Source organism: Ruegeria sp. SCP10 (genome assembly GCF_040329495.1).
Taxonomy (GTDB): Bacteria; Pseudomonadota; Alphaproteobacteria; order Rhodobacterales; family Rhodobacteraceae; genus Ruegeria.
On record NZ_JBDZYF010000007.1, the window covers coordinates 70,230 to 96,272 of the forward strand.

General features: G+C 56.7%; 22 protein-coding genes and 1 tRNA gene. 17 read left to right on the plus strand and 6 right to left on the minus strand.

Going from position 1 to position 26,043, the window contains the following annotated elements:
• Positions 1-171 precede the first annotated feature (171 nt).
• The 13 genes from ABLN87_RS15020 (at position 172) to ABLN87_RS15080 (ending at position 14,085) form a co-directional block, all read left to right on the plus strand.
• The gene (locus ABLN87_RS15020; RefSeq protein WP_353011517.1) at positions 172-1,086 is read left to right on the plus strand and encodes a 5-bromo-4-chloroindolyl phosphate hydrolysis family protein; all 915 of its coding nucleotides are present in this window, start codon (positions 172-174) and stop codon (positions 1,084-1,086) included.
• A 30-nt stretch (positions 1,087-1,116) separates the two neighbouring features.
• Positions 1,117-2,307 (plus strand): toxic anion resistance protein, encoded by a 1,191-nt coding sequence (locus ABLN87_RS15025; RefSeq protein ID WP_353011519.1) that lies wholly within the window; start codon positions 1,117-1,119, stop codon positions 2,305-2,307.
• A 29-nt stretch (positions 2,308-2,336) separates the two neighbouring features.
• The gene (locus ABLN87_RS15030; protein ID WP_353011703.1) at positions 2,337-3,275 is read left to right on the plus strand and encodes a DUF2927 domain-containing protein; all 939 of its coding nucleotides are present in this window, start codon (positions 2,337-2,339) and stop codon (positions 3,273-3,275) included.
• Positions 3,276-3,299: 24 nt separating this feature from the next.
• Entirely contained in the window at positions 3,300-4,448 is a 1,149-nt protein-coding gene (locus ABLN87_RS15035) for an SPFH domain-containing protein (RefSeq protein WP_353011521.1), read from the plus strand.
• 8 nt (positions 4,449-4,456) lie between these two features.
• Complete coding sequence (locus ABLN87_RS15040; RefSeq protein ID WP_353011523.1) at positions 4,457-5,545, plus strand: TFIIB-type zinc finger domain-containing protein; 1,089 nt, start codon at positions 4,457-4,459, stop codon at positions 5,543-5,545.
• Positions 5,546-5,613: 68 nt separating this feature from the next.
• Entirely contained in the window at positions 5,614-6,282 is a 669-nt protein-coding gene (locus tag ABLN87_RS15045) for a nitroreductase (RefSeq protein ID WP_353011525.1), read from the plus strand.
• A gap of 29 nt (positions 6,283-6,311) precedes the next feature.
• Positions 6,312-6,749, plus strand: a complete 438-nt coding sequence (dtd, locus tag ABLN87_RS15050) for a D-aminoacyl-tRNA deacylase (protein WP_353011527.1) — start codon at positions 6,312-6,314, stop codon at positions 6,747-6,749.
• The gene (locus ABLN87_RS15055) at positions 6,749-7,852 is read left to right on the plus strand and encodes a DUF4147 domain-containing protein (protein WP_353011529.1); all 1,104 of its coding nucleotides are present in this window, start codon (positions 6,749-6,751) and stop codon (positions 7,850-7,852) included. Before dtd ends, ABLN87_RS15055 begins: the two co-directional genes overlap by 1 nt.
• Before the next feature lie 238 nt (positions 7,853-8,090).
• Positions 8,091-9,677, plus strand: coding sequence for an ABC transporter substrate-binding protein (locus tag ABLN87_RS15060; protein WP_353011531.1), 1,587 nt, complete (start codon positions 8,091-8,093; stop codon positions 9,675-9,677).
• A 15-nt stretch (positions 9,678-9,692) separates the two neighbouring features.
• Entirely contained in the window at positions 9,693-10,649 is a 957-nt protein-coding gene (locus tag ABLN87_RS15065) for an ABC transporter permease (RefSeq protein ID WP_353011533.1), read from the plus strand.
• Positions 10,649-11,464: an ABC transporter permease gene (locus ABLN87_RS15070; protein ID WP_170533053.1), complete on the plus strand. Its 816-nt coding sequence runs from the start codon at positions 10,649-10,651 to the stop codon at positions 11,462-11,464. The genes ABLN87_RS15065 and ABLN87_RS15070 overlap by 1 nt, the downstream gene beginning before the upstream one ends.
• Positions 11,461-13,098 (plus strand): ABC transporter ATP-binding protein, encoded by a 1,638-nt coding sequence (locus ABLN87_RS15075; protein ID WP_353011535.1) that lies wholly within the window; start codon positions 11,461-11,463, stop codon positions 13,096-13,098. The genes ABLN87_RS15070 and ABLN87_RS15075 overlap by 4 nt, the downstream gene beginning before the upstream one ends.
• A 150-nt stretch (positions 13,099-13,248) precedes the next feature.
• Positions 13,249-14,085, plus strand: a complete 837-nt coding sequence (locus tag ABLN87_RS15080) for an alkaline phosphatase family protein (RefSeq protein WP_353011537.1) — start codon at positions 13,249-13,251, stop codon at positions 14,083-14,085.
• 7 nt (positions 14,086-14,092) lie between these two features.
• Here the strand turns inward: ABLN87_RS15080 and ABLN87_RS15085 are convergent, their stop codons facing one another.
• The 6 genes from ABLN87_RS15085 to ABLN87_RS15110 form a co-directional block, all read right to left on the minus strand.
• Entirely contained in the window at positions 14,093-15,016 is a 924-nt protein-coding gene (locus ABLN87_RS15085) for an alpha/beta hydrolase (protein WP_353011539.1), read from the minus strand.
• Between the two features lie 12 nt (positions 15,017-15,028).
• The gene (locus ABLN87_RS15090; RefSeq protein ID WP_353011541.1) at positions 15,029-16,918 is read right to left on the minus strand and encodes an acyl-CoA synthetase; all 1,890 of its coding nucleotides are present in this window, start codon (positions 16,916-16,918) and stop codon (positions 15,029-15,031) included.
• 161 nt (positions 16,919-17,079) lie between these two features.
• Entirely contained in the window at positions 17,080-18,900 is a 1,821-nt protein-coding gene (locus ABLN87_RS15095; protein WP_353011543.1) for an ABC transporter transmembrane domain-containing protein, read from the minus strand.
• A 269-nt stretch (positions 18,901-19,169) separates the two neighbouring features.
• Positions 19,170-19,243 (minus strand) — tRNA-Gly (locus ABLN87_RS15100).
• A 464-nt stretch (positions 19,244-19,707) separates the two neighbouring features.
• Complete coding sequence (locus ABLN87_RS15105; RefSeq protein ID WP_353011544.1) at positions 19,708-20,091, minus strand: PAS domain-containing protein; 384 nt, start codon at positions 20,089-20,091, stop codon at positions 19,708-19,710.
• Between the two features lie 8 nt (positions 20,092-20,099).
• Positions 20,100-20,510 carry a helix-turn-helix domain-containing protein gene (locus ABLN87_RS15110; protein WP_353011545.1) on the minus strand — a complete coding sequence of 137 codons (411 nt, stop codon included), beginning with the start codon at positions 20,508-20,510 and terminating at the stop codon, positions 20,100-20,102.
• A 292-nt stretch (positions 20,511-20,802) separates the two neighbouring features.
• On the opposite strand from ABLN87_RS15110, the gene ABLN87_RS15115 reads away from it, so the two are divergent.
• The 4 genes from ABLN87_RS15115 to ABLN87_RS15130 all read left to right on the plus strand — a co-directional run bounded on the left by ABLN87_RS15115 (position 20,803) and on the right by ABLN87_RS15130 (position 25,955).
• The gene (locus tag ABLN87_RS15115; protein WP_353011547.1) at positions 20,803-22,686 is read left to right on the plus strand and encodes a serine/threonine-protein kinase; all 1,884 of its coding nucleotides are present in this window, start codon (positions 20,803-20,805) and stop codon (positions 22,684-22,686) included.
• A gap of 37 nt (positions 22,687-22,723) precedes the next feature.
• Positions 22,724-23,356: an FHA domain-containing protein gene (locus ABLN87_RS15120; RefSeq protein WP_353011549.1), complete on the plus strand. Its 633-nt coding sequence runs from the start codon at positions 22,724-22,726 to the stop codon at positions 23,354-23,356.
• Entirely contained in the window at positions 23,340-24,275 is a 936-nt protein-coding gene (locus ABLN87_RS15125) for a PP2C family protein-serine/threonine phosphatase (protein ID WP_353011551.1), read from the plus strand. The genes ABLN87_RS15120 and ABLN87_RS15125 overlap by 17 nt, the downstream gene beginning before the upstream one ends.
• Before the next feature lie 96 nt (positions 24,276-24,371).
• Positions 24,372-25,955 (plus strand): phosphate ABC transporter substrate-binding/OmpA family protein, encoded by a 1,584-nt coding sequence (locus ABLN87_RS15130; RefSeq protein ID WP_353011553.1) that lies wholly within the window; start codon positions 24,372-24,374, stop codon positions 25,953-25,955.
• The last annotated feature ends 88 nt before the right edge of the window (positions 25,956-26,043 follow it).

Here is a 26,043-nt window from a genome sequence, read left to right on the forward strand (position 1 = left end):
GGGTTTAGCAACCTTCCCCCTAGCGCCAAGCCTGCGTATCCCCTAGATTTTCTGGGAACGCTGCGATTTAGGGGGCTGAATGTCCGGGAGCGGAGTGCAAAAACTGGCCTATGCGGCCCTGCTGGTGCTGTTGTTCGGCGTCTGCACCGGGCTGCTGGGGGGGCTGTAGCCATGGCCAAACGGTTTGGTGGCAAATACAGCCCGCAGAGCGGGTCTGAACCAGATGGACCACCGCCGCGCGGCCAGTTTGATGGGGCGCGGGTTGAGCCTGCTGGTGCACGGGCCAACGTCCTGTTCATTCCAGCGATCCCGTTGGTCTTTTTGTCGTTGAATGATGGCGCAATTGGCATGACCATGGGCCTTGTGGCCGCTGGCCTGCTGACCGCTGCGGCTTTTTTGCTACGCGAGGGGCTGCGGGCCGAAGCAGCCTACAACGCACGCAAAACCGCACGCCGCCCGGCCTTTCCGCGCAAGATCTTTGCCAGCATACTGACCGGTCTCGGCACCGCGCTGGCCGCTTATCGGAGCGAGTATCTGGATGCCGAGGCCGTTGGCCATGCCAGCCTGTTGGCGCCAGTGTTGTTCGGCACAGCGGCCACTGTATTGCATTCGGTCTCCTTTGGCTTTGATCCGCTGAAGCACAAAGGCATGGAAGGCATTGACACGTTTCAGCAAGACCGCGTTGCCCGCGTTGTTGATGATGCAGAAAAGCATCTAACCCAGATGACCGATGCGATCAAACGCGCCGGTGATCGCCGGATCGAAGCGCGGGTTGAACGGTTTCAGGACACTGCCCGCGATCTGTTTCGCACGGTCGAAGAAGACCCGCGCGATCTGGCCGGAGCGCGAAAATATCTGACCGTGTATTTGCAGGGTGCCCGCGATGCGACCGTTAAGTTCGCCGATGTTTATGCCCGCACCCGGGATGGTCAGGCCCTGGCTGACTATTCGGCTCTGCTGGATGATCTTGAGCAGAATTTCGCCGCGCGCACGCGCAAAATGCTATTGGATGACCGCAGTGATCTGACGGTTGAAATTGACGTGTTGCGCGACAGGCTGCAGCGCGAAGGCGTCCGGTTGGACTGACCGGCCACACAGTAAGCGAGGAACATCCCCATGTCCGATGAGATCAAGAACAAGGCGGTCGAAGCCGAAACCCTGGTGCAGGAAGTCACTGCCGTCGCCCTGCCCGAACCAACGACCGAGCTTGTCTCGCTGGAAGAAGCCGACGAACCAGTCGGGGCTGAGATTCGCAAACGCATGGGCGAAATCGACATGGGTGACACCAACTCGATCGTGTCTTTCGGATCTTCTGCTCAGGCCGAGTTGCAGGAAATCAGCCAGGCCATGCTGGCCGATGTGCGCAACAAGGATGTGGGCCCCGCCGGGGATAGCCTGCGCAATATCGTGACCACGATCCGTGGGTTCTCAGTCAGCGAACTGGATGTTCGACGCGAACGCAGTTGGTGGGAAAAACTGCTGGGCAAGGCCGCGCCTTTTGCCAAGTTCACCGCGCAATACGAAGAGGTTCAAAGCCAGATCGACCGCATAACGGACAATCTGTTGAGCCACGAACATACGCTGCTCAAAGACATCAAATCACTGGACCTGCTGTATGAAAAGACGCTGAGTTTCTATGACGAATTGGCGCTTTATATTGCAGCGGGCGAAGAGAAGCTGACCGAGCTGGACAGTCATGACATTCCTGAAAAGGAAGCCGAGGTTCAGGCCGCGCCCGAGGAAGAACAGGTGATGAAGGCACAGGAACTTCGTGATCTACGCGCCGCGCGGGACGATCTTGAACGCCGGGTACATGACCTGAAACTGACCCGTCAGGTGACAATGCAGTCGCTGCCATCAATCCGATTGGTTCAGGAGAACGACAAATCGCTGGTCACCAAGATCAACTCGACCCTGGTGAACACCGTGCCTCTGTGGGAAACCCAGCTGGCACAGGCCGTCACCATTCAGCGCAGCGCCGAAGCTGCGGCTGCTGTGCGGGATGCCAATGACCTGACCAACGAACTTCTGACCGCAAACGCGGCCAATCTGCGCGAAAGCAACAAGATGATCCGCGAAGAGATGGAGCGTGGTGTCTTCGATATCGAGGCCGTCAAACAGGCCAATGCCGATCTGATTGGAACGATCAATGAAAGCCTTGCCATTGCCGATGAGGGCAAAGCCAAGCGCGCGGCAGCCGAGGAAGAGCTTAAGAAGATGGAAACCGAACTGCGCGATACCCTTGCTGCAGCTAAAGCCCGACGCGACGGCACTGGCGACAACGCCGGAACGGCCGTTCCAGGATAAGGCAGGCAGGGGTGCGGCCTTTGACCCATATGAAGCTGGGCCTCGGGGTCGCTGCGCTGCTGGCACTGATCGGCTGTGAAGAGGTTCTGACGCCCTCGGCCGCGCCGGAACCGCGCCCAGTGCCCCCGCCGCCGGCGGCCAATGCCTATGTGCCGCCGTCTGCCGCCAGTCAGGATCTTGCGCGTTTCTATCAACGTATCGAGCGCGACTTGTTGGCACGCGGTTTATTGCGAACTGACGGGGGCGGCCCGGATACACCATATGACGCGAGCGATCTGGAACGTAACTTCGAGGCGATTGCATTCTACAGCGAATACCCGAACCACAGTATCTCAATCGGGTCGCGCCAGACTGACGGGCAGCTCAGCCGTTGGGTTGGCCCAGTTCGCATCCAGACCGAGTTTGGACCATCGATACTGCCGGCCACACGTCAGAAAGATGCCGCAGACGTGCAGTCCTATTCGGCGCGACTGGCGCGGCTCACCGGGCATTCGATTTCGATCGTCACCCGCAAGCCCAATTTCCACGTATTCTTCGCAGGCAAGGATGACAGCGCCTATGTGGTGTCACGTCTCAGGCAGTTGATTCCAAACATAAGCCAGGCCTCGCTTGATCTGGTGGCCAACCCCCGTTCGAATTTCGATTGTTTTGTATTCGCCTCGGCAAATACCTCATCGCCGAACAAATATGTGCGGGCGGTCACCCTGATACGGTCCGAGCTGCCCGATCTAGTGCGGCTCAGTTGTATTCACGAAGAGATTGCGCAAGGTCTGGGCCTGTCCAATGACAGCCCCGCCGCGCGCCCGTCCATCTTTAACGACGATGACGAGTTTGCACTGCTGACAAGTCATGATGAGAAACTGCTGCAAATGCTTTACGATCCGCGCCTCAAGCCCGGTGTATCGGTCGATCAGGCCCGCCCCGTGGTGCGGATCATTGCGCGTGAACTGATGGGTCAGCCGCTCTGACCCCTAAAAGACAGGAGACCCCAAATGGGAATTTTCGATTTTCTGACCGGAGAGTTCATTGATGTCATCCATTGGGTGGATGACACCCGCGATACCATGGTCTGGCGGTTCGAGCGTGAGGGGCACGAGATCAAGTACGGTGCCAAGCTGACCGTGCGCGAAGGCCAGGCGGCCGTGTTTGTGCACGAGGGGCAATTGGCGGATGTGTTCACGCCCGGCCTTTACATGCTTGAGACCAACAATATGCCGATTCTGACGACGCTTCAGCATTGGGATCACGGCTTTCAGTCGCCATTCAAATCCGAGGTGTATTTCGTCAACACCACCCGGTTCAACGACCTGAAATGGGGCACGAAGAACCCGATCATGCTGCGCGATCCGGAATTCGGCCCGACGCGGATCCGGGCTTATGGCACCTATACCGTGCGGGTGAAGGACCCGGCCAAGTTTCTGGTCGAGATCGTCGGCACCGATGGTGAATTCACCATGGACGAGATCAGCTTTCAGATTCGCAACATCATCGTGCAGGAATTTAGCCGCGTGATCGCGGGATCGGGCATCCCGGTTCTGGATATGGCCGCCAATACCGCCGATCTCGGCAAGCTGATCGCCGCTGATGTGTCGCCCGTATTGGATAGCTACGGGTTGGAAATGCCCGAGTTTTACATCGAAAACATCTCGCTGCCGCCCGCCGTTGAGGCCGCTTTGGACAAACGTACCTCGATGGGGCTGGCAGGTGATCTGGGCAAGTTCACCCAGTATTCAGCAGCCGAGGCCATGACGGCAGCCGCCAATAATCCCGGTCAGGGCGGCGGCATGGGCGCGGGTCTTGGCATGGGAATGGGCATGGCGATGGCCAATCAAATGGCGAACATGGCAGCGGGCCAGCCGAGCGGACCGTGGGGATCTTCCGCCCCCGCTGCCCCACAACCGGCTGCACAGATGGCCCCGCCGCCCCCGCCCCCGGTTGAGCATGTGTGGCATATCGCAGTGGACGGTCAAACAAGCGGGCCGTTTTCCAAGGCCAAGATGGGTCGCATGGCCGCGTACGGAGAGCTGACGCGCGACACCCACGTCTGGACCGCCGGTCAGGATGGCTGGAAAAAGGCCGGGGACGTGCAGGAACTGGCGCAGTTGTTTACCATATTGCCGCCGCCTCCGCCCGGAGCCTAAGCCGCAATATGACCGAAGAACACCGTTTCCCCTGCGCCCAATGTGGCGCAGATTATCGGTTCAGTCCGGGTGATGGCACGCTAACCTGTGATCATTGCGGTCATTCCGAGCCGATTGGCTCGGGGCCATGGGGCGGTGCAAGCCTGCGTGAGCTGGATTTTGATGCCGCGATTGCAGATCGGCTGCCTGACAGTGAGATCGAAGAAACGCGGGTTCTGACCTGTTCCAACTGCGCCGCTCAGGTCGAGTTCGACCCCAACACCCATGCCGCTGAATGCCCGTTCTGCGCGACACCTGTGGTCACAGATACCGGGGTGAACCGTCATATCAAACCGAAGGGCGTGCTGCCATTTGCGCTGAACGAACGCACCGCCCAAAAAGCCATGAATGATTGGCTGGGCAAGCTGTGGTTTGCGCCAAACGGGTTGCAGGAATACGCGCGCAAAGGACGCAAGATGCAGGGTATCTATGTGCCCTACTGGACCTTTGATGCGGATACCAAATCCAGCTATCGCGGCGAGCGCGGGGTGGTTTATTACGAAACCCGCACAGTGATGCGCGATGGCAAACGGGTTCAGCAACAGGTGCCCAAGGTCCGCTGGACACCAAAATCCGATCGGGTTGCGCGGTTCTTTGACGATGTTCTGGTGCTGGCCTCTCATTCCTTACCCAAAAGCTACACAGATGCGTTGGAGCCCTGGGATCTGCCCGCTCTGGAACCGTATCAGCCTGAATATCTGGCTGGGTTCCGGGCCGAGGCCTACACGGTCGAGTTGCGAGACGGATATACCGAAGCACGCCATCATATGTCCCGAGTGATCGAACGAGATGTGCGCTTTGACATCGGCGGAGACCGCCAGCGCATCCATTCGGTTGACACCGATGTCAGGGATGTGACTTTCAAACATATCCTGCTGCCGGTCTGGATGGCCGCCTATAAATACCGGGGTGAAACCTACCGTTTTGTTGTCAACGGTCGCACCGGGCGCGTGCAGGGTGAACGGCCTTGGTCTGCGGTCAAGATCGCGATTGCTGTGGGGCTGGGCCTGATCGTCGCGGCCGGTGTTGGCTACCTCGTGGCAACGGGTCAGCAATAGGGTCCCCCTTGCGCAGGATCAGGGCAGCAGTCATCCTCAGCCGGAATTCTGCCAGGGAGAATGCGTTTATGACATTGTCTGCTTTGAACAATCTGCTAGAGCAGCGACATTCCTGCCGGGCTTTTCGCCCGGACCCGGTCCCGACGGAGCAGATAGAGCAGATCGTCGCCAGCGCCTTGCGCGTGCCCAGCTGGTGCAATGCGCAGCCCTGGCAATTGGTGATCACACGAGGTGAGGAAACAGACCGCTTCCGGCAAGCCTTGCAAAACGAGGTTGCAACCGGACAGCCCACCCCTGACATTCCCTTCCCGACCTCCTATTCCGGCCCTTATCAAGACCGTCGCCGCGCCTGCGGTTGGGCACTCTACAAGGCAGTCGGCGTCGAGCGTGGAGACCGGGAAGGATCCGCAAAGCAAATGATGGAAAACTATTCGCTGTTTAAGGCACCCCATTGCGCGATCCTGTCCACCCCGGCTGAACTCGGCCCTTATGGCGCTATGGATTGCGGCGGCTTTGTCACCGCTTTCACACTAGCAGCTCAAGCGCTTGGAATTGCTAGCATTCCTCAGGCAGCAGTTGCCGCTTATGGGCCGTTTCTGCATCGATACTTTGATATCCCCGAGGATCGCCTGATCTTATGTGCACTCTCATTCGGGTATTCCGATACGGACCACCCGGCCAACAGTTTTCGAACAGATCGTGCCGCGTTGGGTGACATTGTCGATTGGCGCGGTTAAACCCACTGGGAATACTGGGGAGAGAACTTTTGCGCGCGCTTCTACAACGCATTTCACAGGCCCGCGTTTCGGTGGATGGAGCAGTTGTCGGACAATCTGGTCCGGGGCTGATGGTTTTGGTTTGTGCCATGCAGGGCGATACCGAAGAGCACGCGGAAAAGCTGGCTGCAAAGATTGCCAAGCTGCGTATCTTTAAGGATGAGGCGGGCAAAATGAACCGCTCGATCCTCGATACCGGTGGGTCCGCGTTAGTGGTTAGCCAGTTCACGCTGGCCGCAGACACCTCGCGCGGCAATCGCCCGGGCTTTGCCAACGCCGCACCTCCCGAAGATGGTGAGCGTCTGTATCTTGCCTTCGCCCGATACCTGTCGTCGCACAGCATTGCCGTCGAGACCGGGCAATTCGGCGCAGATATGGCAGTTGAACTGGTCAATGACGGCCCGGTTACGATCTGGATGGAAAACTGATGACCCGCACTGAACAAGCAATCGAGTTTTGGAAGTCAGGTGTTGCCGCGGTTGATGGTTTCACAGCCACCAAGACTGCCCTGCCCGGTATCGCGCGGCCCGATCGTATCCTTGCCGTTGGAAAACCCGCCGCTGCAATGGCGCGTGCGGCATTGGATCAGTTTGGCGACGTGCCTACGCTTGTCGTCACCAAAGATGATCATGGGCGCGATCTGCCCGTGGATGTCGAGGTGATCGAAGCCTCGCATCCTGTGCCGGATCGACGCAGCCTGAACGGTGGTCGCACCTTGCGTGAAGCGGTTGAGGCGATGGAACCAGGCTCTCATCTATTGCTGTTGGTGTCGGGGGGCGCGTCTTCGCTAGCCGAAGATCTTGTGCCGGGGAAATCGCTTGAAGACCTTGCCGAATTGAACCGCCAGTTGCTGGCGGAAGGGTTGGATATCGTGGCGATGAACGCCGAACGGCGGAAGTTGTCGCGGGTCAAAGGGGGCGGGTTGCTGTCTCACTTCAACGGCGCGAGGGCCACGGTGCTGGCGATTTCGGATGTGCCCGGCGATGATTTGAATGTGATCGGGTCAGGCATCGGCGCCCTGCCCCAGACCTATGAGTTCGACGCAACCACCCGCGTCATCGCCTCAAACGCCCATGCCCGGGCTGCTGCTGCAAAGGCCGCACAAACAGCGGGCGTGCAGGTATGGGCAAATGAAGAAGCCATGCACGATGATTATCTGGCCGTTGCAGCAGAGGTGGGATCGAAACTGCGCAGCATGGAATGCGGTGCAATGGTGTTTGGTGGTGAGCCCACTGTTGTTCTGCCTCCCACCCCCGGTCGCGGCGGTCGAAATCAGGCGTTGGCGCTGGCGTTGGCCAAAGAAATCGCTGGTCTGGAAGGGCTTACCGTTGTTGTGGGCGGAACGGATGGCACAGATGGTCCCACCAACGCGGCAGGCGGTGTTGTGACTGGAACGACCTGGACAGATAACGCCCAAGATGCCCTGAATGCAGCAGATAGCGGCACTTACCTAGAACAGGTCAATGCGCTGTTGGTGACTGGACCCACCGGAACAAATGTAATGGACCTCATTGTCGCAATCCGCGACTGATTTGCCGTTTATAATGTCACTAAGCACATTTCATTCGCCATCTTGGTCTGATCGGTGCCAAGCGGCTCCGTCGGATACATGTTCGAATGGCTAAAATCAAAGAAACAAAGCGCAATGCGCCACACGTCCAAGTGAGATATTAAATCTTGCCGGGCTGGTCCAAATGCGCCAACGTTGACTCATGCGTCAATAACAAGCCCTTGAAGGGCAATATTCACTCAACTGGGAGAGATTACAGATGAAAGAACAACTAACCCATATGGCAGGCCAGGTCACTGCGGGGAAACTGACGCGCCGTGAGTTCATGGGCAAAGCTGCCGCTCTGGGCGTGTCGGCCGCTGTCGCCAGCACGATGTTCGCCGATGCTGCGCGTGCCGCCAGCCCGAAAAAAGGTGGCGTTCTGAAATTCGGCCTTCAGGGCGGCGAATCCACAAACTCGCTTGATCCGGCAACCTATGCAAGCTCGGTTCCGTTCCAGAACGGTAAGCAGTTTGGCGACCAGCTTGTCGAAGTTGCAACAGATGGAACCATCGAGCCGCGCCTTGCGGAAAGTGTCGAAGGCAGCGCCGATGCGAAAGTTTGGACCTTCAAACTGCGTCAGGGCGTTGAGTTCCACAACGGCAAGACCATGACCAGCGAAGACGTGCTGAAGACCATGCAGCGCCATTCGAACGAAGATTCGCAATCCGGTGCGCTGGGTATCATGCGCGGCATCGAGTCGATGAAGGCCGATGGCGACAACTTCCAAGTTACCCTGAACGAGCCAAATGCTGACCTACCCTATCTGTTGGCCGACTATCACCTGATCGTCCAACCCGATGGCGGCATGGAAGATCCGGGTGCTGGCATCGGCACCGGTCCTTATCAGGTCGAGGTCAACGAGCCCGGCGTCCGTCATACCTACAAAAAATTCGCAAACCACTGGAACTCTGATTTTGGACATTTTGACGGCGTTGAAATCGTCGTCATCAACGACGCGACTGCTCGTACTGCCGCGCTGCAATCCGGTCAGGTTCACGCGATCAACCGGGTCGAGCCCAAGGTGGCCGATCTGCTGGGACGCGCACCCAACCTGACCGTGCACTCGACCGCTGGCCGTGGCCACTATGTGTTCATCATGCACTGTGACACTGCACCGTTCGATGAAAACGAACTACGCTTGGCGCTGAAGCATGCGATCAACCGTCAGGAACTGGTTGACAAAGTGCTGCGTGGCTATGGCTCGATCGGGAATGACATGCCGATTAACGCCGCGTATCCGTTGTTCGACGGCTCGATCCCGCAGCGTGAGTTCAGCATCGAAAAAGCGGCTGAGCACTACCAGAAATCCGGCCATGACGGCTCACCCATCATCCTGCGTGTTGCTGATGGCGCCTTCCCGGGTGCGGTGGACGCCGCAGCCCTGTTCCAACAAACGGCAGCACAGGCAGGCATCCCACTCGAGATCAAGCGCGAACCCAATGATGGCTACTGGTCCGAAGTTTGGAACGTTCAGCCGTTCTGCGCCTCTTACTGGGGTGGTCGTCCGGTTCAAGATCAGATGTATTCCACCGCCTATCTGTCAAGCGCAGACTGGAACGACACGCGCTTTAAAGTGCCCGCTTTCGACGAACTGCTGTTCTCTGCGCGCGCCGAGCTGGACAACGACAAGCGCAAGGACATCTACAGCCAGATGGGCCAGATGGTCCGCAACGAAGGCGGCCTGATCTGCCCGATGTTCAACGACTTTGTTGAAGGTGTCAGCAATGATCTGGCTGGTTGGGAAAGCGACCCGACCCAAGAGATGATGAACGGCAACATGTCCCGCAAGATGTGGTTCGCGTAACTCGGGCCACGGATCATGCATCCTATCATCAAACTGGTTTCCCAGCGCCTCGCGCTGGGACTCCTGCTTCTCTTCGGTGCATCGGCTCTGATTTTCGGCCTCACCGAAGCTCTTCCTGGGGACGCGGCACAAGCAGTCCTTGGACAATCCGCAACCCCCGAGGCGCTGGAGAACCTGCGCGAAGAAATGGGCCTGAACCGCCCGGCCTTGACCCGTTATGCCGAATGGTTGGGTGGTATTGTGCAGGGCGATCTGGGTCAGTCCCTGACCAACAAGCTCGACATTGCTGAAAGCATTGGCAAACGGTTGGGCAACACCCTGTTTCTGGCCTGTGCTGCCGCAGTCGTCTCTGTTCCTCTTGCCATCTTTCTGGGTTTGCTGGCCGTGCGTTACCGCAATCGCTGGCCGGACAAGCTGATCTCTGCCATCACGCTGACAACGGTTTCGATCCCGGAATTTCTGATCGGCTACGTGGTAATCTACTTCGTTTCCGTGAAGCTGGGTTGGTTCTCGTCTCTGGCGATGATCAACGACACAATGTCGTTCGGAGAGAAACTGAACGCGATCGCATTGCCCGCTTTTGTTCTGACTCTGGTCGTGCTGGCGCAGATGATGCGCATGACCCGCGCGGCGATCTTGAACCTCATGCAATCCGCTTACATTGAGACGGCCGAGTTGAAGGGCCTGTCGAACTTTCAAGTCATCGCGCGCCATGCCTTCCCGAATGCAATCTCACCCATCGTCAACGTAGTGATGCTGAACCTGGCCTATCTGGTCGTCGGCGTCGTCGTGGTCGAGGTAGTGTTCGTCTATCCCGGCATGGGTCAATACCTAGTGGATTCGGTGACCAAGCGTGACGTACCGGTTGTTCTGGCTTGCGGCGTGGTTTTTGCCGCCGTCTATATCGGGCTGAACATGGTGGCTGACATCGTCTCGATCCTGGCCAACCCAAGACTGAGGCATCCGAAATGATGAAGAATATTCCTATTTCGGCAATGATCGGTCTGTTCTTTACAGGATTGTACTTTTTCATCGCCTTTGCAGCCCCGCTGATCGCCCCCTACGGCATGGCCGAAGTGGTTGGCGATGTATGGGAACCGTCAAGCGCCGAACATCTGCTGGGCACCGACAATATCGGGCGCGATCTACTGACCCGCATGATCTATGGCGGGCGCACCACGATCTTTATCGCGGCAGCGGCCACCATCCTCAGCTTTGTCACCGGCACCTCTCTGGGCCTTTTGGCGGCTGTACTGGGTGGGTGGGCCGATCAAGTGCTCAGCCGAGCGGTTGATCTGGTCATGTCGATCCCGACGTTGATCCTGGCGCTAGTTATCCTGGCGATCGTTCCGGTGACCGTACCGATCCTGATCTTGGTAATGGGTCTGCTGGACGCGACGCGCCCGTATCGCCTGTCACGATCTGTCGCCGTGGATATCAACGTGATGGACTATGTCGAAGCTGCCAAACTGCGTGGCGAAGGCCGCGGCTGGGTTATCTTCCGGGAAATCCTGCCAAACGCCCTGTCACCCTTGGTGGCTGAATTCGGCCTGCGGTTCATCTTCATGGTTCTGTTCATCTCGACCCTGTCTTTCTTGGGTCTGGGCGTACAGCCGCCGCTGGCGGACTGGGGTGGCATCGTGAAGGAAAACAAGGATGGCATCGTCTATGGCATCGGCGCAGCGCTTTATCCTGCGGTAGCCATTGCGACACTGGCCATCTCGGTCAACTTGGTGGCTGACTGGGTCCTGAACCGCACCACATCGCTGAAAGGAGGCCGGGGATGAGTGATACCCTTCTCAAGGTCCGCGACCTCAAGATCGGCGCGACCGTCTATCCGCCGGGCGAAAAGCCCCATGACATCGAAATCGTACACGGGGTCAGCTTCGACCTCGAACGCGGCAAGGTGCTGGGGCTTATCGGTGAATCTGGGGCCGGTAAATCCACCATCGGTCTGGCCTCGATGGCCTATGGCCGGGGCGGTGTGAAGATCACCGGCGGCGAAGTCTGGGTCAACGGGCGCGATATCATGAAGTCCGCCCTTGGCGATATTCGCAATCTGCGGGGTGGTGAGGTCAGCTATGTCTCGCAATCCGCCGCTGCGTCCTTCAACCCGGCCAAGAAGATCATGGATCAGGTCGTCGAGGCGGCAGTTGAGCACAAAAAGTTCTCGCGCAAAGAGGCCGAGGCCCGTGCGCGCGAGCTGTTCGCCAAGCTGGGTCTGCCGGATCCGGATAATATCGGAGATCGCTACCCGCACCAGGTGTCGGGTGGTCAGTTGCAGCGGTGTATGACCGCGTTGGCGTTGTGCCCCGAACCTGATCTGGTGGTGTTTGACGAACCGACCACGGCGCTGGACGTGACCACTCAGATCGATGTTCTGATGGCGATCAAGGAAGCCATCGCAGATACCGGCGTTGCCGCGCTTTACATCACGCACGACCTTGCTGTCGTGGCGCAGGTGAGTGACGACATCATGGTGCTGCGCATGGGCAATACGGTCGAATATGGCAACACCGATCAGATCATCAACAACCCGCAAGAGGAGTATACCAAGGCTCTGGTCTCGGTCCGGTCCATCGAGCACGAAGAGAAACAGCCGACATCGGAACCGGTGCTGAGCGTCGACGGGATCACCGCGCGCTATAAGGGGCTGAACTTCGACGTGCTGCACAACGTCAATGTCGAGCTTCATCCGGGGCAGACACTGGCGGTTGTGGGTGAATCCGGCTCGGGCAAGTCTACGCTAGCCCGCGTGATCACTGGTCTGCTGCCACCGCGCGATGGTGAAATCACGTTCAATGGGCGTAAACTGTCCGCGGACCTGAAAGGCCGAACGCGTGAGGACCTACGTGAGCTGCAAATGATCTACCAGATGGCGGACGTGGCAATGAACCCGCGCCAGACCGTTGGCACGATCATCGGCCGTCCGCTGGAGTTCTACTTCAACATGCGGGGCGCGGAAAAGCGCAAGCGCGTGGTTGAACTGCTGGATGAGATCGAGCTGGGCGAGAAGTTCATCGACCGCTACCCGGCTGAACTGTCTGGTGGTCAGAAACAGCGTGTCTGCATCGCACGCTCGCTGGCGGCCAAGCCCAAGATGATCATCTGTGATGAGGTCACCTCGGCCCTTGACCCACTTGTGGCCGACGGCATCCTGAAGCTGCTGCTGGATCTTCAGAAGATAGAGGATGTGGCTTACCTGTTCATCACCCACGATCTGGCGACGGTCCGCGCGATCAGCGACAGTATCGCAGTGATGTATCAGGGTCGTGTGGTTCGTTATGGGCCCAAGAGCCAGGTCCTGAGCCCCCCATTCGATGACTATACCGATCTTCTGCTCAGCTCGGTCCCCGAGATGCATCTGGGTTGGCTGGAAGAGGTCGTCGCCCATCGCAAGATGGAGAGCGCCGGGAACTGAACACACTGTAACAGCTCCATGAAGTTTCGAAATCCCGGCATCTTGCTCCATTGCAGGTGTCGGGATTTTGATATTTGGGGCGCGAATGAACGGCCGTGAAACCGCGATTCCGCTAGGGTCGGTAGAACATCTAATCAGATAGGTAAGCTGATGGACCGCAAACTTCTTTTGATCATCCTGGACGGCGTCCCCTGGCGCAATTTCCGCCGCCTGTTCGGCAATCTCGAAGGTTGGGTGGACAGCGGTGAGGCGCGCGTTTGGAAGCTGCGAGCTGTGCTGCCATCGATCTCCGCCAGTTGCTATGCATCAATCCATACGGGCGTCACACCGCAGGAACACGGATGTACCGGCAATGGCAACGTGTTCCGCCTGAGCCATAAGGATGTATTCAGCCAAGTGCGGGTGGCTGGCGGTATCACCGGGGCTGTCACGCATAGCTATTGGTCACAGTTCTTCAACCGGCACCCGTTCGACTATGTCCGCGACGTTGAATATGATGAGCCGGATAGCAAAACCATCAACCACGGCCGGTTCCACACAATGACGGGCTATGGCAAGGACAACCAAATGACGCCTTCGGACGTTGATTTGTTTGCCACTCTGACAAACCTGTGCCTGCGCTTTGGCCTGGACTACGGCATCCTGCATGCCTGCACCCTGGACAGTATGGGCCATCGGTTTTTTCACGACTGCCAGGAGATGGACCATGCCTGTTTTGTCGCCGATGAAATGCTGGCCCCTTTCATCCCCCGCTGGCGACAGTTGGGATATGAGGTCATCATAACCGCCGATCACGGACAGGATGAACGCGGACACCACGGTGGGCGGGGCGCTTTGCAGCAGGAAACGGCGCTTTATTATTTTGGCGATGCCGACGGCCCGCAGGCCGATGCGGTGATTGACCAGTTGCAACTGGCCCCCACAATCCTGACCCGGATGGGCGCACCGATTGCGGACACAATGAAGGGTGAACCATTCCTGAAATGATCAGGGCCTAACCATAGGGCCAAATGCCTTGCCCCAATGCTTCGATGGCCACGGAGATACGTTCGAAACTGTCAGCTGCGCGTTTCACGCTGTTGCGGGCGCGCAGATAGCCGTGCACCAGACCCGCTTCGTTGATCCAATAGGCCCGACCGCCTGCCCGAGTTATCTGCTCACAATAAACAGCCCCATCATCTCGTAACGGATCGCAATCAGCGGTGATCACTACAGTTGGAGGCAGGTCCGAGAAATCGGTGTCATGAAGTGGCGCAAAGGTTGGATCGCCTTTGGGCACAGCACTACCACAACGAACCTTTTCGTAGAACAGAATCTCATCGCGGGTTAGCAGCGGCGCCTGCGCATGCTCCAAATAAGACCCGGCAGAGCTGTCCCCGCCCAGGCCCGGATAGATCAGAACCTGCCCCAGCACCTCAGCTGGTCGGCCCCTCATGTGATGGGCAACCGCCGCAGCCAGATTGCCACCGGCACTGTCACCCGCCAACACAATCGGAACGCCGTATTCGGCAACCGCCCACTCGACCGCTGCCACACTGTCCTGAAACTGCGCAGGATGCACGTGTTCCGGGCATAGCCGGTAGTCCACTGAAACAACGCGATACCCGGTTTGGGCGCAGATTTCGGCGCAGACGTCATCATGGCTGTCCAACCCGCCCACGACAAAGCCACCGCCATGAAAATAGATGACAACGCGGGTCGGATCGCCCGCTGTATAAACGCGGACCGGCACGCCATTGGCGGACCGGTCCTGTGTTTCAACTCCATTCGGGCGCGGCTGGCGAAAGGTCTGACACATCGCGTCATAGACCTTGCGTTGATCTTCGATCGACAGATCAACCGCGTTGTCGGGATAGCTTTCTGCCGTGCGTCTTATGAACGCCCATGTTTCTTCATCGATCAGACGTTCATAATCCATGTTACCTCCCGGTCAGGCAGCCCACTCCCACGGCCGGGTGAACGATCCCAGCACCTTGCTGACATCGTCTTCGGATGAACCGTTCGCGTCAAGCTGCGCAACAAGTCCGCGTTTCTTATCGTCAATGACCGAAACCACGCGAGCGGCCACTCCAGCCTCTTCCAACGCGCCATTGTAAACGCGCGTGATCGCGTTTTTGCGCAGGTCCGGCTTGAACACTTTGCCAACCGCAGTTTTCGGCAGTTCCGGAAGGATGGTCATGTGTTTGGGCTGTGCCGCACGTTCGTGTACGTGGACCTTACAGAACTCCAACAATGCCTCTTCGGTGACCGAAGCGCCATCGACCAGTTCGACAAAAGCACAGGGCAATTCACCTGAATGAGCATCGGGCTGCCCGATGGCTCCGGCAAAGGCCACGGCCTCATGCCCCAACAGGGCTTCTTCGATTTCAGCCGGATCAATGTTGTGTCCGCCACGAATGATCAAATCCTTCGCGCGTCCAGTGATCCACAGATACCCGTCTTCGTCAAAACGACCCAGATCACCTGTGCGCAGGTATTTTTTGAAGTGATACAGGTTCTCGTTCTTGTCGACCTCGGTGTAGGTGTGACCCGGAAAGACACCAGGGTTCGAGATGCAGATCTCTCCGATTTCGTCAGCAGCGCATTCCTTGGGGCCTTCTGGTCCATCCATCAGGATTTTGACATCCGTGTATGGGAACGGGATGCCGATAGACCCAATCTTTTTCTCACCATCAACCGGGTTGCACGAGACCAAGCAGGTCGCTTCGGTCAGGCCATAGCCTTCGACGATCGTCACACCGGTTGCTTCTTCGAAACGGCGGAACAGTTCAACCGGCAGCGGCGCCGACCCCGAAAAGGCGGTTTTGACACTTGAGATATCTGCATCCACCGGGCGCTGCATTTTCGCAGAAATCGCTGTGGGCACGGTGATGATGAAACTGACTTTCCAGCGTTCGATAAGCTTCCAGAAATTGTCGAAAACACCATCTCCGCGATACCCTTGCGGTGTCGGGAAGATCACATGCGCCCCGGATGAGACTGCCGCCATCATGATCACATGTACTGCGAAGACGTGGAACATCGGCAGCGGGCACATGATGACGTCATTTTCATCAAACAGCAGCGTATGCCCAAGCCAGCCGTTATAGATCAGGCCCGAATATTTATGCTGCGCCACTTTCGGCATTCCGGTCGTGCCACCAGTATGGAAATAGCATGCGACGCGATCTTCGGTGCTGTCTGCAAAAGTCAGCGTCTTGGGCTGTTTCGCCAGTTCTTTGTTGAAATTCTTGTAATCCGCATGGGCCAGCTTTTCCTTGTCGCCCATTTTCGGGCGCAGCAGCGGAACGATCCATGATTTCGGAGGGGTCAGATAGCGGTTCAGGTCAATCTCAAGGATCGTATGCACCTTCGGCGAATGGCGCACAGCCTCTTCCACCTTTTGCGCCACATCCGTCTTTGGGAAGGAACGCAGGGTCACCACAACCTTGGCTTCGGTTTCCCGCAAGATCGCGGCGATCTGTTCGGGCTCCAACAGTGGATTGATCGGATTCACGATCCCTGCAACCGCGCCACCCATCATGGTAACCAAAGTCTCATTGCAGTTGGGCAACACATAAGCAACGACGTCGTTTTCGCCCACGCCAAGCGAGCGGAACAGGTTCGCCGCCTGATTGACTTGCCCCAGCAAATCAGACCATGTCAGCGTTTCGGCCTTGTCTGTCGGACCGGAAAACAATTGGAAACTGATCGCGTTGTGATTGGGAAACTTCTCTGCTGTCCGAGACAACAGTTGATGGAAGGTGACCGGCAGATCACGATCCTCCCACGCCATTTCCTGTTCGATACGCAGTTTGTCTTCACGCCCTACAAAGGCCATGTGGCTCCTCCCCGTCTTGTATTCTCCCACGTGTCTCACGCGGTTTTGATCCTCACATAGATGGGATCACAACCCGGCTGACACAAGCAAGGGCTTAGCGATGGAAAACTTGAAAATGTAGAATAACGCTACGGCGGAAACTGATCTGTCCCTACGTCATCCTATTCTGCGGCCACCCCATCGGTGAATTGCAGACGCGCCAAGCGGGCATAAAGCCCATCTTGCGCCACCAGATCGTCATGCGTGCCCTGCGCAACAATGCGCCCCGCTTCCATCACGACAATCCGGTCTGCTTTCTTCACCGTGGCCAAACGATGCGCCACAATCAGGGTCGTCCGGCCCGCGCGCATCTGATCAACCGCCCCCTGCACCGCCCGTTCGCTTTCCGCATCCAGGGCCGAGGTCGCCTCGTCCAGCAGCAACACCGGCGCATCCCGCAGAATGGCTCGGGCGATGGCGATGCGTTGTTTTTGCCCCCCCGACAGCATCACGCCACGCTCGCCGACAAAACTGTCATAGCCTTCGGGCAGTGCCGCAATGAACTCATGCGCAGCGGCGGCGCGCGCGGCAGTTTCAACCTCGGCATCCGAGGCATCAAGGCGGCCAAACCGGATGTTCTCGCGCGCTGAGGCGGCAAAGATTACCGGGTCCTGCGGAACAAGGGCAATATGGCGGCGGAAATCCGTCCGATCCAAACTGGTCAGATCTTCCCCATCCAGCAGAACACACCCGGAGTTCGGGTCATAGAACCGCTGGATCATCTGAATAACCGTCGTCTTGCCAGCCCCGGAAGGGCCAACAAAGGCAACGGTTTCGCCGGGGTTCACCTGCAGGGACAGGCTATCCAGCGCTACCACATCGGGCCGCGCAGGATAGCGGAAACTGACATCCTGAAACCGGATTTCACCGCGAACCGGTTGTGACAGCACGTTGGCCTGAACAGGATCAAGGACCGTATCTTCGGCGTTAAGCAACTCAACCAGCCGCTCGGTTGCGCCAGCGGCGCGTTGCAACTCGCTCCAGATTTCGGACAGCGCGGCGACTGATCCTGCCATGATCACCGAATAGATCACGAACTGGATCAGCACCCCTTCGGTCATCACCCCGTTGCGGACATCATTGGCCCCCATCCAAAGCACGCCGACGATACCCGAGAACACCAGAAAAATGACGATCACGGTCAGGATCGCACGGGTTTGAATGCGGCGCAGCGAGACGATATAGGAGGTTTCCGTCATCTCACCAAACTGCTCTCGGCTCGCCCGTTCGTGGGTAAAGGCCTGAACCGTTTGCACCGCGCCCAACGCCTCACCCGCATTACCAGAGGACGCCGCGATCCAATCCTGATTTTCACGGCTAATGGCGCGCAAGCGACGGCCCAGAACCAGAATCGGTACGATCACCACAGGAATCAACAACAGGACAAGCGCTGTCAGCTTTGCCGATGTCAGCAGCATCAGCGCCAAACCACCCACAAACATCAACATATTGCGCAGAGCGATCGAAACGGATGAGCCCAAAACCGATTGGATCAAGGTTGTGTCCGTCGTGATCCGGCTGAGCACCTCGCCGGTCATGATACGCTCATAAAACGCGGGGCTCATGCCAATGACCCGGTCAAACACCGCCTTGCGGATATCGGCCACCACGCGTTCGCCCAACCGCGTGACCAGCGCATACCGAATGCCCGTGCCCACCGCCAAAACACCAGCGATGCCCAGCGCCGCAAGGAAGTACCAATCCAGCAGTTCCCCATCCTGGATGCGGAAATTGTCGACCACGCGTCGCACGGCCAATGGCAAGGTCAGCGTCATCCCAGCGGTCAGACACAAAGCAAGCGTTGCACCAAACATCAGTGCGCCGTAAGGGCGCATGAAGGGCCAAAGCGCCCTTAGAACACTCAGCTTTTTCGAGGTGGCACGCTCTTCACTAGCCCCCGGAGGTGATGATGGTGTCTGACCGGTCGCAGTCTGTCTTGCCATGTCGGGCCTGTGTTTCCTGATCAATTCCGGGTTTCTGCTTCTTGGCGCTAGAGGCAACCGGGGTCAAGCTCACGCGCTGAAATTGCCCGAGCCTCAGGGCTATTTGACGCAGAAATCGCGGGGGATACAACTGGGGTGGGTAGACGGAATCGAACCGACACAGCCTGTTTGGAAGACAAGCGCATTGATCTTTTATTTATTGCATAAAAACAGAAACTTGAGAGATCTTAGAAGTTTCGTTTTCGGGCATTCTGTCGAAAAATGTAGCTTGGAGCGGGCGGCGGGAATCGAACCCGCGTCATTAGCTTGGAAGGCTAAGGTCTTACCACTACACAACGCCCGCTCAAGTAAGGCATCACCTATTTCATGTGAATTTGGAGGTCAAGTGGAACCACTCAAGAGTCTACAAACAATCTGTATTACGTCTCATCATATTTGTTGTTATCGGAACCCGATAGCTGACTGGGCAGTAGTGGTTCGATGGTTCGACGAGAGGGCGTCTGAACGAGGGCAGCGCGGCCTCGCGTTATCCTAGGCGTGAAACCAAGAGACGCTCACATATCCATTGTTGGTTTCCTCTAACGAACGATCTTGAATTGTTTTAGGAACCATTTTGCGAAAGAAGTACCGCGAGCAGTTGAATCGCCGAAATCATCAGTCGATGATTTTAAGAAAAAAGAACACTTGTCTCAAACTGATCTAAACCAATTTGCGCAGCAACGCCGTTAACTTTCCACGTTGATTGCGGAACTTGGCCTGCAATCGCAAGGAGCATGGGCAAGTTATGACTTCTCGGTACAACCAGCGCTAAACCGGTCTCTGTATTGCGATGAAATGTGTCACATTCTTCCCATCGTCCAAAATCGGGCGCAACTCGCATTCATGGACAAAACGTTCACCATTTTTCCGATAATTTGTGATGCGGACTGTTCCAGATTGCCCGTTTTTTATTAGGTTTCTGAAGTGGTCAATTGCTTCGGGCTCGGTATCAGGGCCTTGCAGTAGCCCGAGACTACGCCCCGCTACGTCTTCAAGCCGATAGCCGGTATGGGACTCAAATGCGTCGGACACGTAGATAACAGGAACGCCCGGTTGAGCGAGGCAAACAACCGCTGAATGCGAACCGATGGCTTCGCTTGCACCTTCTTCTCCGCGATCCTTCACAAACCGATTAAAGTCACTTTGTTCCATCGAGTCCCCTATTTCTGTTCGGCAGAGACAATCGCTTCAACCAATTGTACCAACCTCAACTTTTCGTTCACGTCTGAGAGTTTCACGAATGAACTAACCAAACGGGCCAGCAAATCTGCCTCGACAGGAATTTCTGCCGTTGGGCTCGGCATGTTGGCCGAGCTTTCAGATTGTGGGAGAAGAGATTCAATAGGGACTTGATAAAATGCGGCAAGCTTCATCAGGTATGGCAAGCTGCACTTGCTTTGTGCATCTTCATACTTCTGATATTGTTGAGGGCTGATTTCCAGGAGGCGCGCGACTTCCGCTTGTGTCATACGCTTTTCAGACCGCAATCCGCGCAGTCTTTGCCCGACATGCCCATAGACATCTTCGGATGAAAGAGCCTCTTTCAGAAATACGACTTCCTTTGCGCTCATCGGACCCGCCTTTTGTATGATTTAGAGATATCAATGTGACGACTATTTACCAAGCTTGCGCGGTACGAACAATCTGTCAGAGAGTTTTTCGCGCAACTATGTCGTAATTCCAACCCTCCTTTTGAATTTTCCCAAAACATGGGCGCACTGCGCGCTTGTTCTAAATTTGGATGATAAAAACCCCTCTTTGCGAGATATTTTCTTAAATTTGACCGCTATCTAACATTTTCTCGCCTGATTTGGAGCTCAATCATCTTCTGTGAGCAAAGAGTTTCGTATTGTGAGGAAGACCATGGTTGATGACGCACGGCAACAGGATCACCACACGGCCGGGGACGAACTTCAGCCCGGTACCGAGTTGATGCGGGGTCAATACAAGATCACGCAATATTTGAATTCCGGCGGGTTTGGCATCACCTATCTGGCAACAGACAGTCTGGATCGACAGATCGTCATCAAAGAGTGTTTTCCCCAGTCGTTTTGCCGCCGCAACGGGCGCCAGATTGAGGCCCGGTCCGAGGCCTATGTCGGTGAGCTTCGCTCAATTGTTCGGCTCTTTTCGCAAGAAGCAAGAGCGCTGGCGAAACTCAAACACCCTTATATCGTTGGCGTGCACCAAGTCTTTGAAGAGAACAATACCGCCTATATGGCGATCGATTTCGTCAAGGGCCACGATCTGCTTGCCATTATTGAACAGAAGGTCATGCTTTTGCGGCCAGATCAGGTTCGCGCGATCCTTCGTAAATTGCTGGATGCAATCGGATTTGTGCACACTGCCGGAATGCTGCACCGGGATATCTCTCCAGACAACATCATCGTAACCGATGAGCTGACCCCAGTGCTAATCGATTTTGGCGCTGCACGGGATCAGGCCACTAAAGCCACGCGCGCGCTATCGGCCCTGCGCGTAGTCAAGGACGGGTATTCACCCCAAGAGTTTTACATCGCTGGCAGTGAACAGGACCCTAGCAGTGACCTTTATTCACTGGCGGCAAGCTTCTATCATGCGATCACAGGACAGCGCCCACCGGACAGCCAGGTTCGGATCGCGGCGCATGTGGCCAAGGAGCCGGATTCCTATATCCCGCTTGGCAAGCTGACCTCGGACTATGATGAGGCATTTTGCGCAGCGATCGACAAAGCCATGGCCATTCTGCCCAAAGACCGGATGAAAACGTCAGCGGAGTGGTCTCTGCTGATGGAAGCTCCGGTCAAAACGATCTCAAGCCGCGTTTCCAAGCAATTGAAATCTGCGCGCCGCAAATCCACCCGTCCTGCAAGCCAAGCGACTAAAAGTCCGGTCAAGCCGGTCAGAAGCGCATCAAAACTGGTTGCGCGTGCATCGGCGATTGCGATTGCAGCCGGTATCGTTGGGGGATCGGCCTATCTTCTATTGAATCAGGATCAGGTTGAAATCGGCACTGCCTCGACAAAGGCAGCTCCGGTATCTCTGCAAGAATTGGCTTCAGTAGAGCCATTCGATCAAGTTCTGCCGCCCGTCACGCCAGGTTCAACTACGGCACCCACAGCGACTGTGCCCGTCGAGCAGCCCGCTGTTGTTCCGGAAAATACCTCAGCAACAAAGGTGGCAGTTGACCCAGTCCTACAGGACTTCATTCACTCCTATGCGGATGGAGAGGTGGAAGCGTCTTGGAAACTGGATCTGCCGTTTCGTCTAGATCAAGAAAACTTCGTTCTTAAAGTAACGCAGAGCCTGGAAAATCGACTGCCGATAGGTAGCCGTATTTTGGAAGTTGAGGGCACGCCGGTCACCGACCTTGATCTCCAGCTCAGAACACTGGCCAGGCAAAGTGATGGGATGCAGATCAATTTCCGCGTTGTCGCTGAAGTTCCCGAAACGGGTGCCCGCCTTTATACACAGGTATCCGCGCCGATCATCTATTTGACCGACCTCATGAATGGGTTTCGTTTTCAAACCCAATTTGACGGCTCTGTCTGGCTGACTCAGGTCATAAACGTGCCACCGGGCGCCGATAGCGGCCTTATGGCCGGCGACACGGTGGTGGCCATGGTGGGTGACAATGAACGTATCTCGGACGGTGCCACAATGGCGCGATTGCTGGCTCAGAAAATCACCTCCGGTCAGGATCAGGTGCGTCTGGCGATCAGTCGTGCAGGCACAATGTGGGTCGAAAGCATCGAGACAGGAGCCTGACAATGATCACTCGCATTCGCATGGCGGAGGCATCTTGATGCGATTTCTCAAGAAGAACAAAAGCCGGAGCCTGAATCCCAGCCGATCTCTGCCGATTGAAACTGATGACCTATGGCAAAGCCCGATCATGGAACAGCCGATCACCTTTTCGACGGCTCAGAGTACCTCGCCCGCCATTGTTTCGCGCCCCCGGGAAAACGTGGGCAAAACGCGGCTGATCGGATTTGACACCCGCAACGGACCAGGAGACTTAGAGCCGCCGGAGGCCGAGCAAAGAGTCGAAAACCCAAGCTATATGCCCGTCGGCTGGTTGGTCGTAACGACCGAGCCGGGGCGCGGTCAAAGCTTTCCCTTGATGGCGGGCCTTTCGACGATTGGACGGGGCGAAGATCAGGCGGTGTGTCTGGATTTCGGCGACAGATCGATTTCGCGAGATAACCACGCGGCCGTTGTCTACGACTCAATCACCAACGAGTTTTTTCTGGGTCACGGTGGCAAGGCCAATCTGGTCCGCATGAATGGTGCACCGATCACAACGACAACACCGGTCCAAAGCGGCGCAGAGATTCAGATTGGAGACACCAAACTGCACTTCAAAGCGCTGTGTGACACCGCGTTCCAATGGGACATGACCAGCCATACGGAGGACGGCGATGAAAGCCAGTTCTAAAACGTGTTTCGATGTTTCGACCGGAATTGATGTCGGCGCACGCGACTATCAGGAAGATTGCCTTGTGGCGGATTTCCCAATGTGCGAGTCCTACGGCATAGGTGTGCTTGCCGATGGAATGGGCGCGCATGCCTCGGGCGATATGGCCAGCGCTTTGGTGGTCAGCCAGGTGTTTGCCGCGTTAAAAATGCGTCGGAACATGTTGAAATCCGGCGACGCCAACATTCCCGCTCTGCTCAAAAAAGCGGTGGGAGAGGCTAATACGGCCATGTCAAATTTCATCAAGAACAACCCCGATTCCAAAGGGATGGGAGCCACTCTGATCGCAACCGTTGTTCGTGACAATCAGCTTTATTGGTTGTCTGTCGGGGATTCCCCCCTCTACCTGATCCGCAATGGTGAAATCCAAAAACTGAACGAAGATCACTCGATGGCGCCACAGATTGACGCGATGGTAGCGTCAGGTCAGCTGAGCGCTGAGGTTGCCGCACAACATCCGGATCGGAATTGCCTGACTTCGGCTGTGCTGGGTGAGGAAATTCCGCGGATCGATTGTCCGGAAACGCCCATGGCTCTAGAGCCGGACGATATCCTGATTCTGGCAAGCGATGGTCTGCAGACCCTGACCGACGGCACAATCCTGAAACTGGCCAACAAAACGGCGGCCAGCAGCAGCGCCGTGGTGACCCAAAACTTGATGTCAGCTGTCGAAGCCGCGGCAATGCCCGAACAAGACAATATCTCAGTCATGGTTCTGCAAATCGACCAGATGCCCGTGATGTCACCCGAACCAAAAACCGAACGACGAATTGAAACACAGCCAGTCCATCGGTCGGCCGAAGAGGATGCCATCCTGGCAGCGCTGGTGCCGGATATCGAAGAGGCACCGGACATCATCAATCAGGCCATGGCGCTGTAAAATGCCAAGTCACAAAGCGAATGACCCAACTACAGGGCGCGCTGAAGCGAGCGTCGCGCACCCCGATTGCGAACCATAGAAGACGGAGATCTGACTATGACGAACATCTTTAAGCTAAGCAAAAGCGTTGCAAGTGCCATTGCCATCGCCAGTGCCCTGCCCACGATAGCCGCGGCAGGGCAAGTGGAACTGTCAGCTCCCGACGGATCGCTGCGTTTGTCCGGCGAATTTCTGGACCTCGTTGACGGCCACTTTCTGATCAAAACGCCCATTGGGGAGATGCGCGTCAGCACCGATCGGGTGACGTGCAATGGTGAAGGCTGCCCCACAATTGACACCAGCGATGTCAGCCTACGGATCGCTGGATCAGGTGTCATGGCGACCGAGTTGATGCCCCTATTGATAGCCGGGTATGCGGTGCATGTGGGCAATGAAATCTCGACGCAGCTTCTTCCCAACAGCCAGAATAAACTGCTTAACCTCGTCACCGCCGAAGGGTTCGGGGATGATCTGGATAGCGTCCTTGTGATCCCTTCGAATTCCGGTGAAGCGTTTGATGCGTTGGAAGCTGCCGAGGCCGAAATTGGCATGTCGACCCGACGCATTGAGAGCCAAGAAGCGCGCGGCCTTGCCGCCAGTGGTGCGGGCAACATGACATCTGTTGGTCAGGAACATTTGCTGGCGCTGGAAAGCATCGCAATCGTGACCCATCCGGATAACCCGGTTTCGGCGATTGAGCTGAACCAGTTGCGCGATGTCTATCTGGGCAAAATAACCAACTGGTCCCAGTTGAATGGCCCTGACGTGCCGATTCAGGTTATCGGCCGCGACACCGGAACCGCCTCGCGCGAGCTATTTGAATCTGTCTTGTTCGACGGCACGGACATCACACCTTCCGGCATTACGGCGGTGGGTACCGACATTGAAGCCGCAACGCAGGTCTTGGAAAATCCCGGCGCGATCAGCTTCCTGCCGTTCGGAGTGCAGCGCGGCACCAAGGCAATGAATATCATCGACGCTTGTGGCGTAGTAACAGAACCCAATGATTTTTATGCCAAGACCGAGGAATACCCCTTCGTCCGTCGGGTCTATCTGTATAACCGTAGCGATCTGGACAACGATTTTGCGCGGGGTCTGCTGAGTTTCGCCAAATCGGAAGAAGCCGAGGATGCGATTTCGGTCGCTGGCTTCACCAGCTTTAGCATCGGCAGGCTGCCGCAACACATGGCTGGATTGCGTGGTGAAACCCTGCGCGCGTCAAGAACTGACGCCTATGAGCAAGGTGTCGTTGATGAAATGCTGGAAACGGCAGGTCAGTTTGATCGCTTGTCCAGCACCTTTCACTTTCGTTCGGGTTCCTCTCGATTGGATGATCGCGGGGCCGCGGAACTCACCCGTTTGGTGGAATTCCTCAAGGATCAACCGAGTGGAACCAAGATCAAACTGGTCGGTTTCAGCGACGATGTCGGAACCTTTGACAGCAACAGACGCCTGTCTCTACGCCGGGCCAATCGGATTGCGGCCTACTTGAATACCGAAGCGACGGATCAGCTTCCGGGCATCGAAATATCCCCAGTCGGATATGGCGAAATTGCACCCGCAGCCTGCAACCTAACGCACGAAGGACGGATTAAGAACCGGCGGGTCGAGGTCTGGATCGAAAGCACCGTTCAGGGGTGAGCTTTTGAGCCATCGGTCCCATGATCCAGCGACAAAACCAAAAAAACACCGGGCCTCAGGTCCGGTTTTTTTGCCCACGAGACTTAGC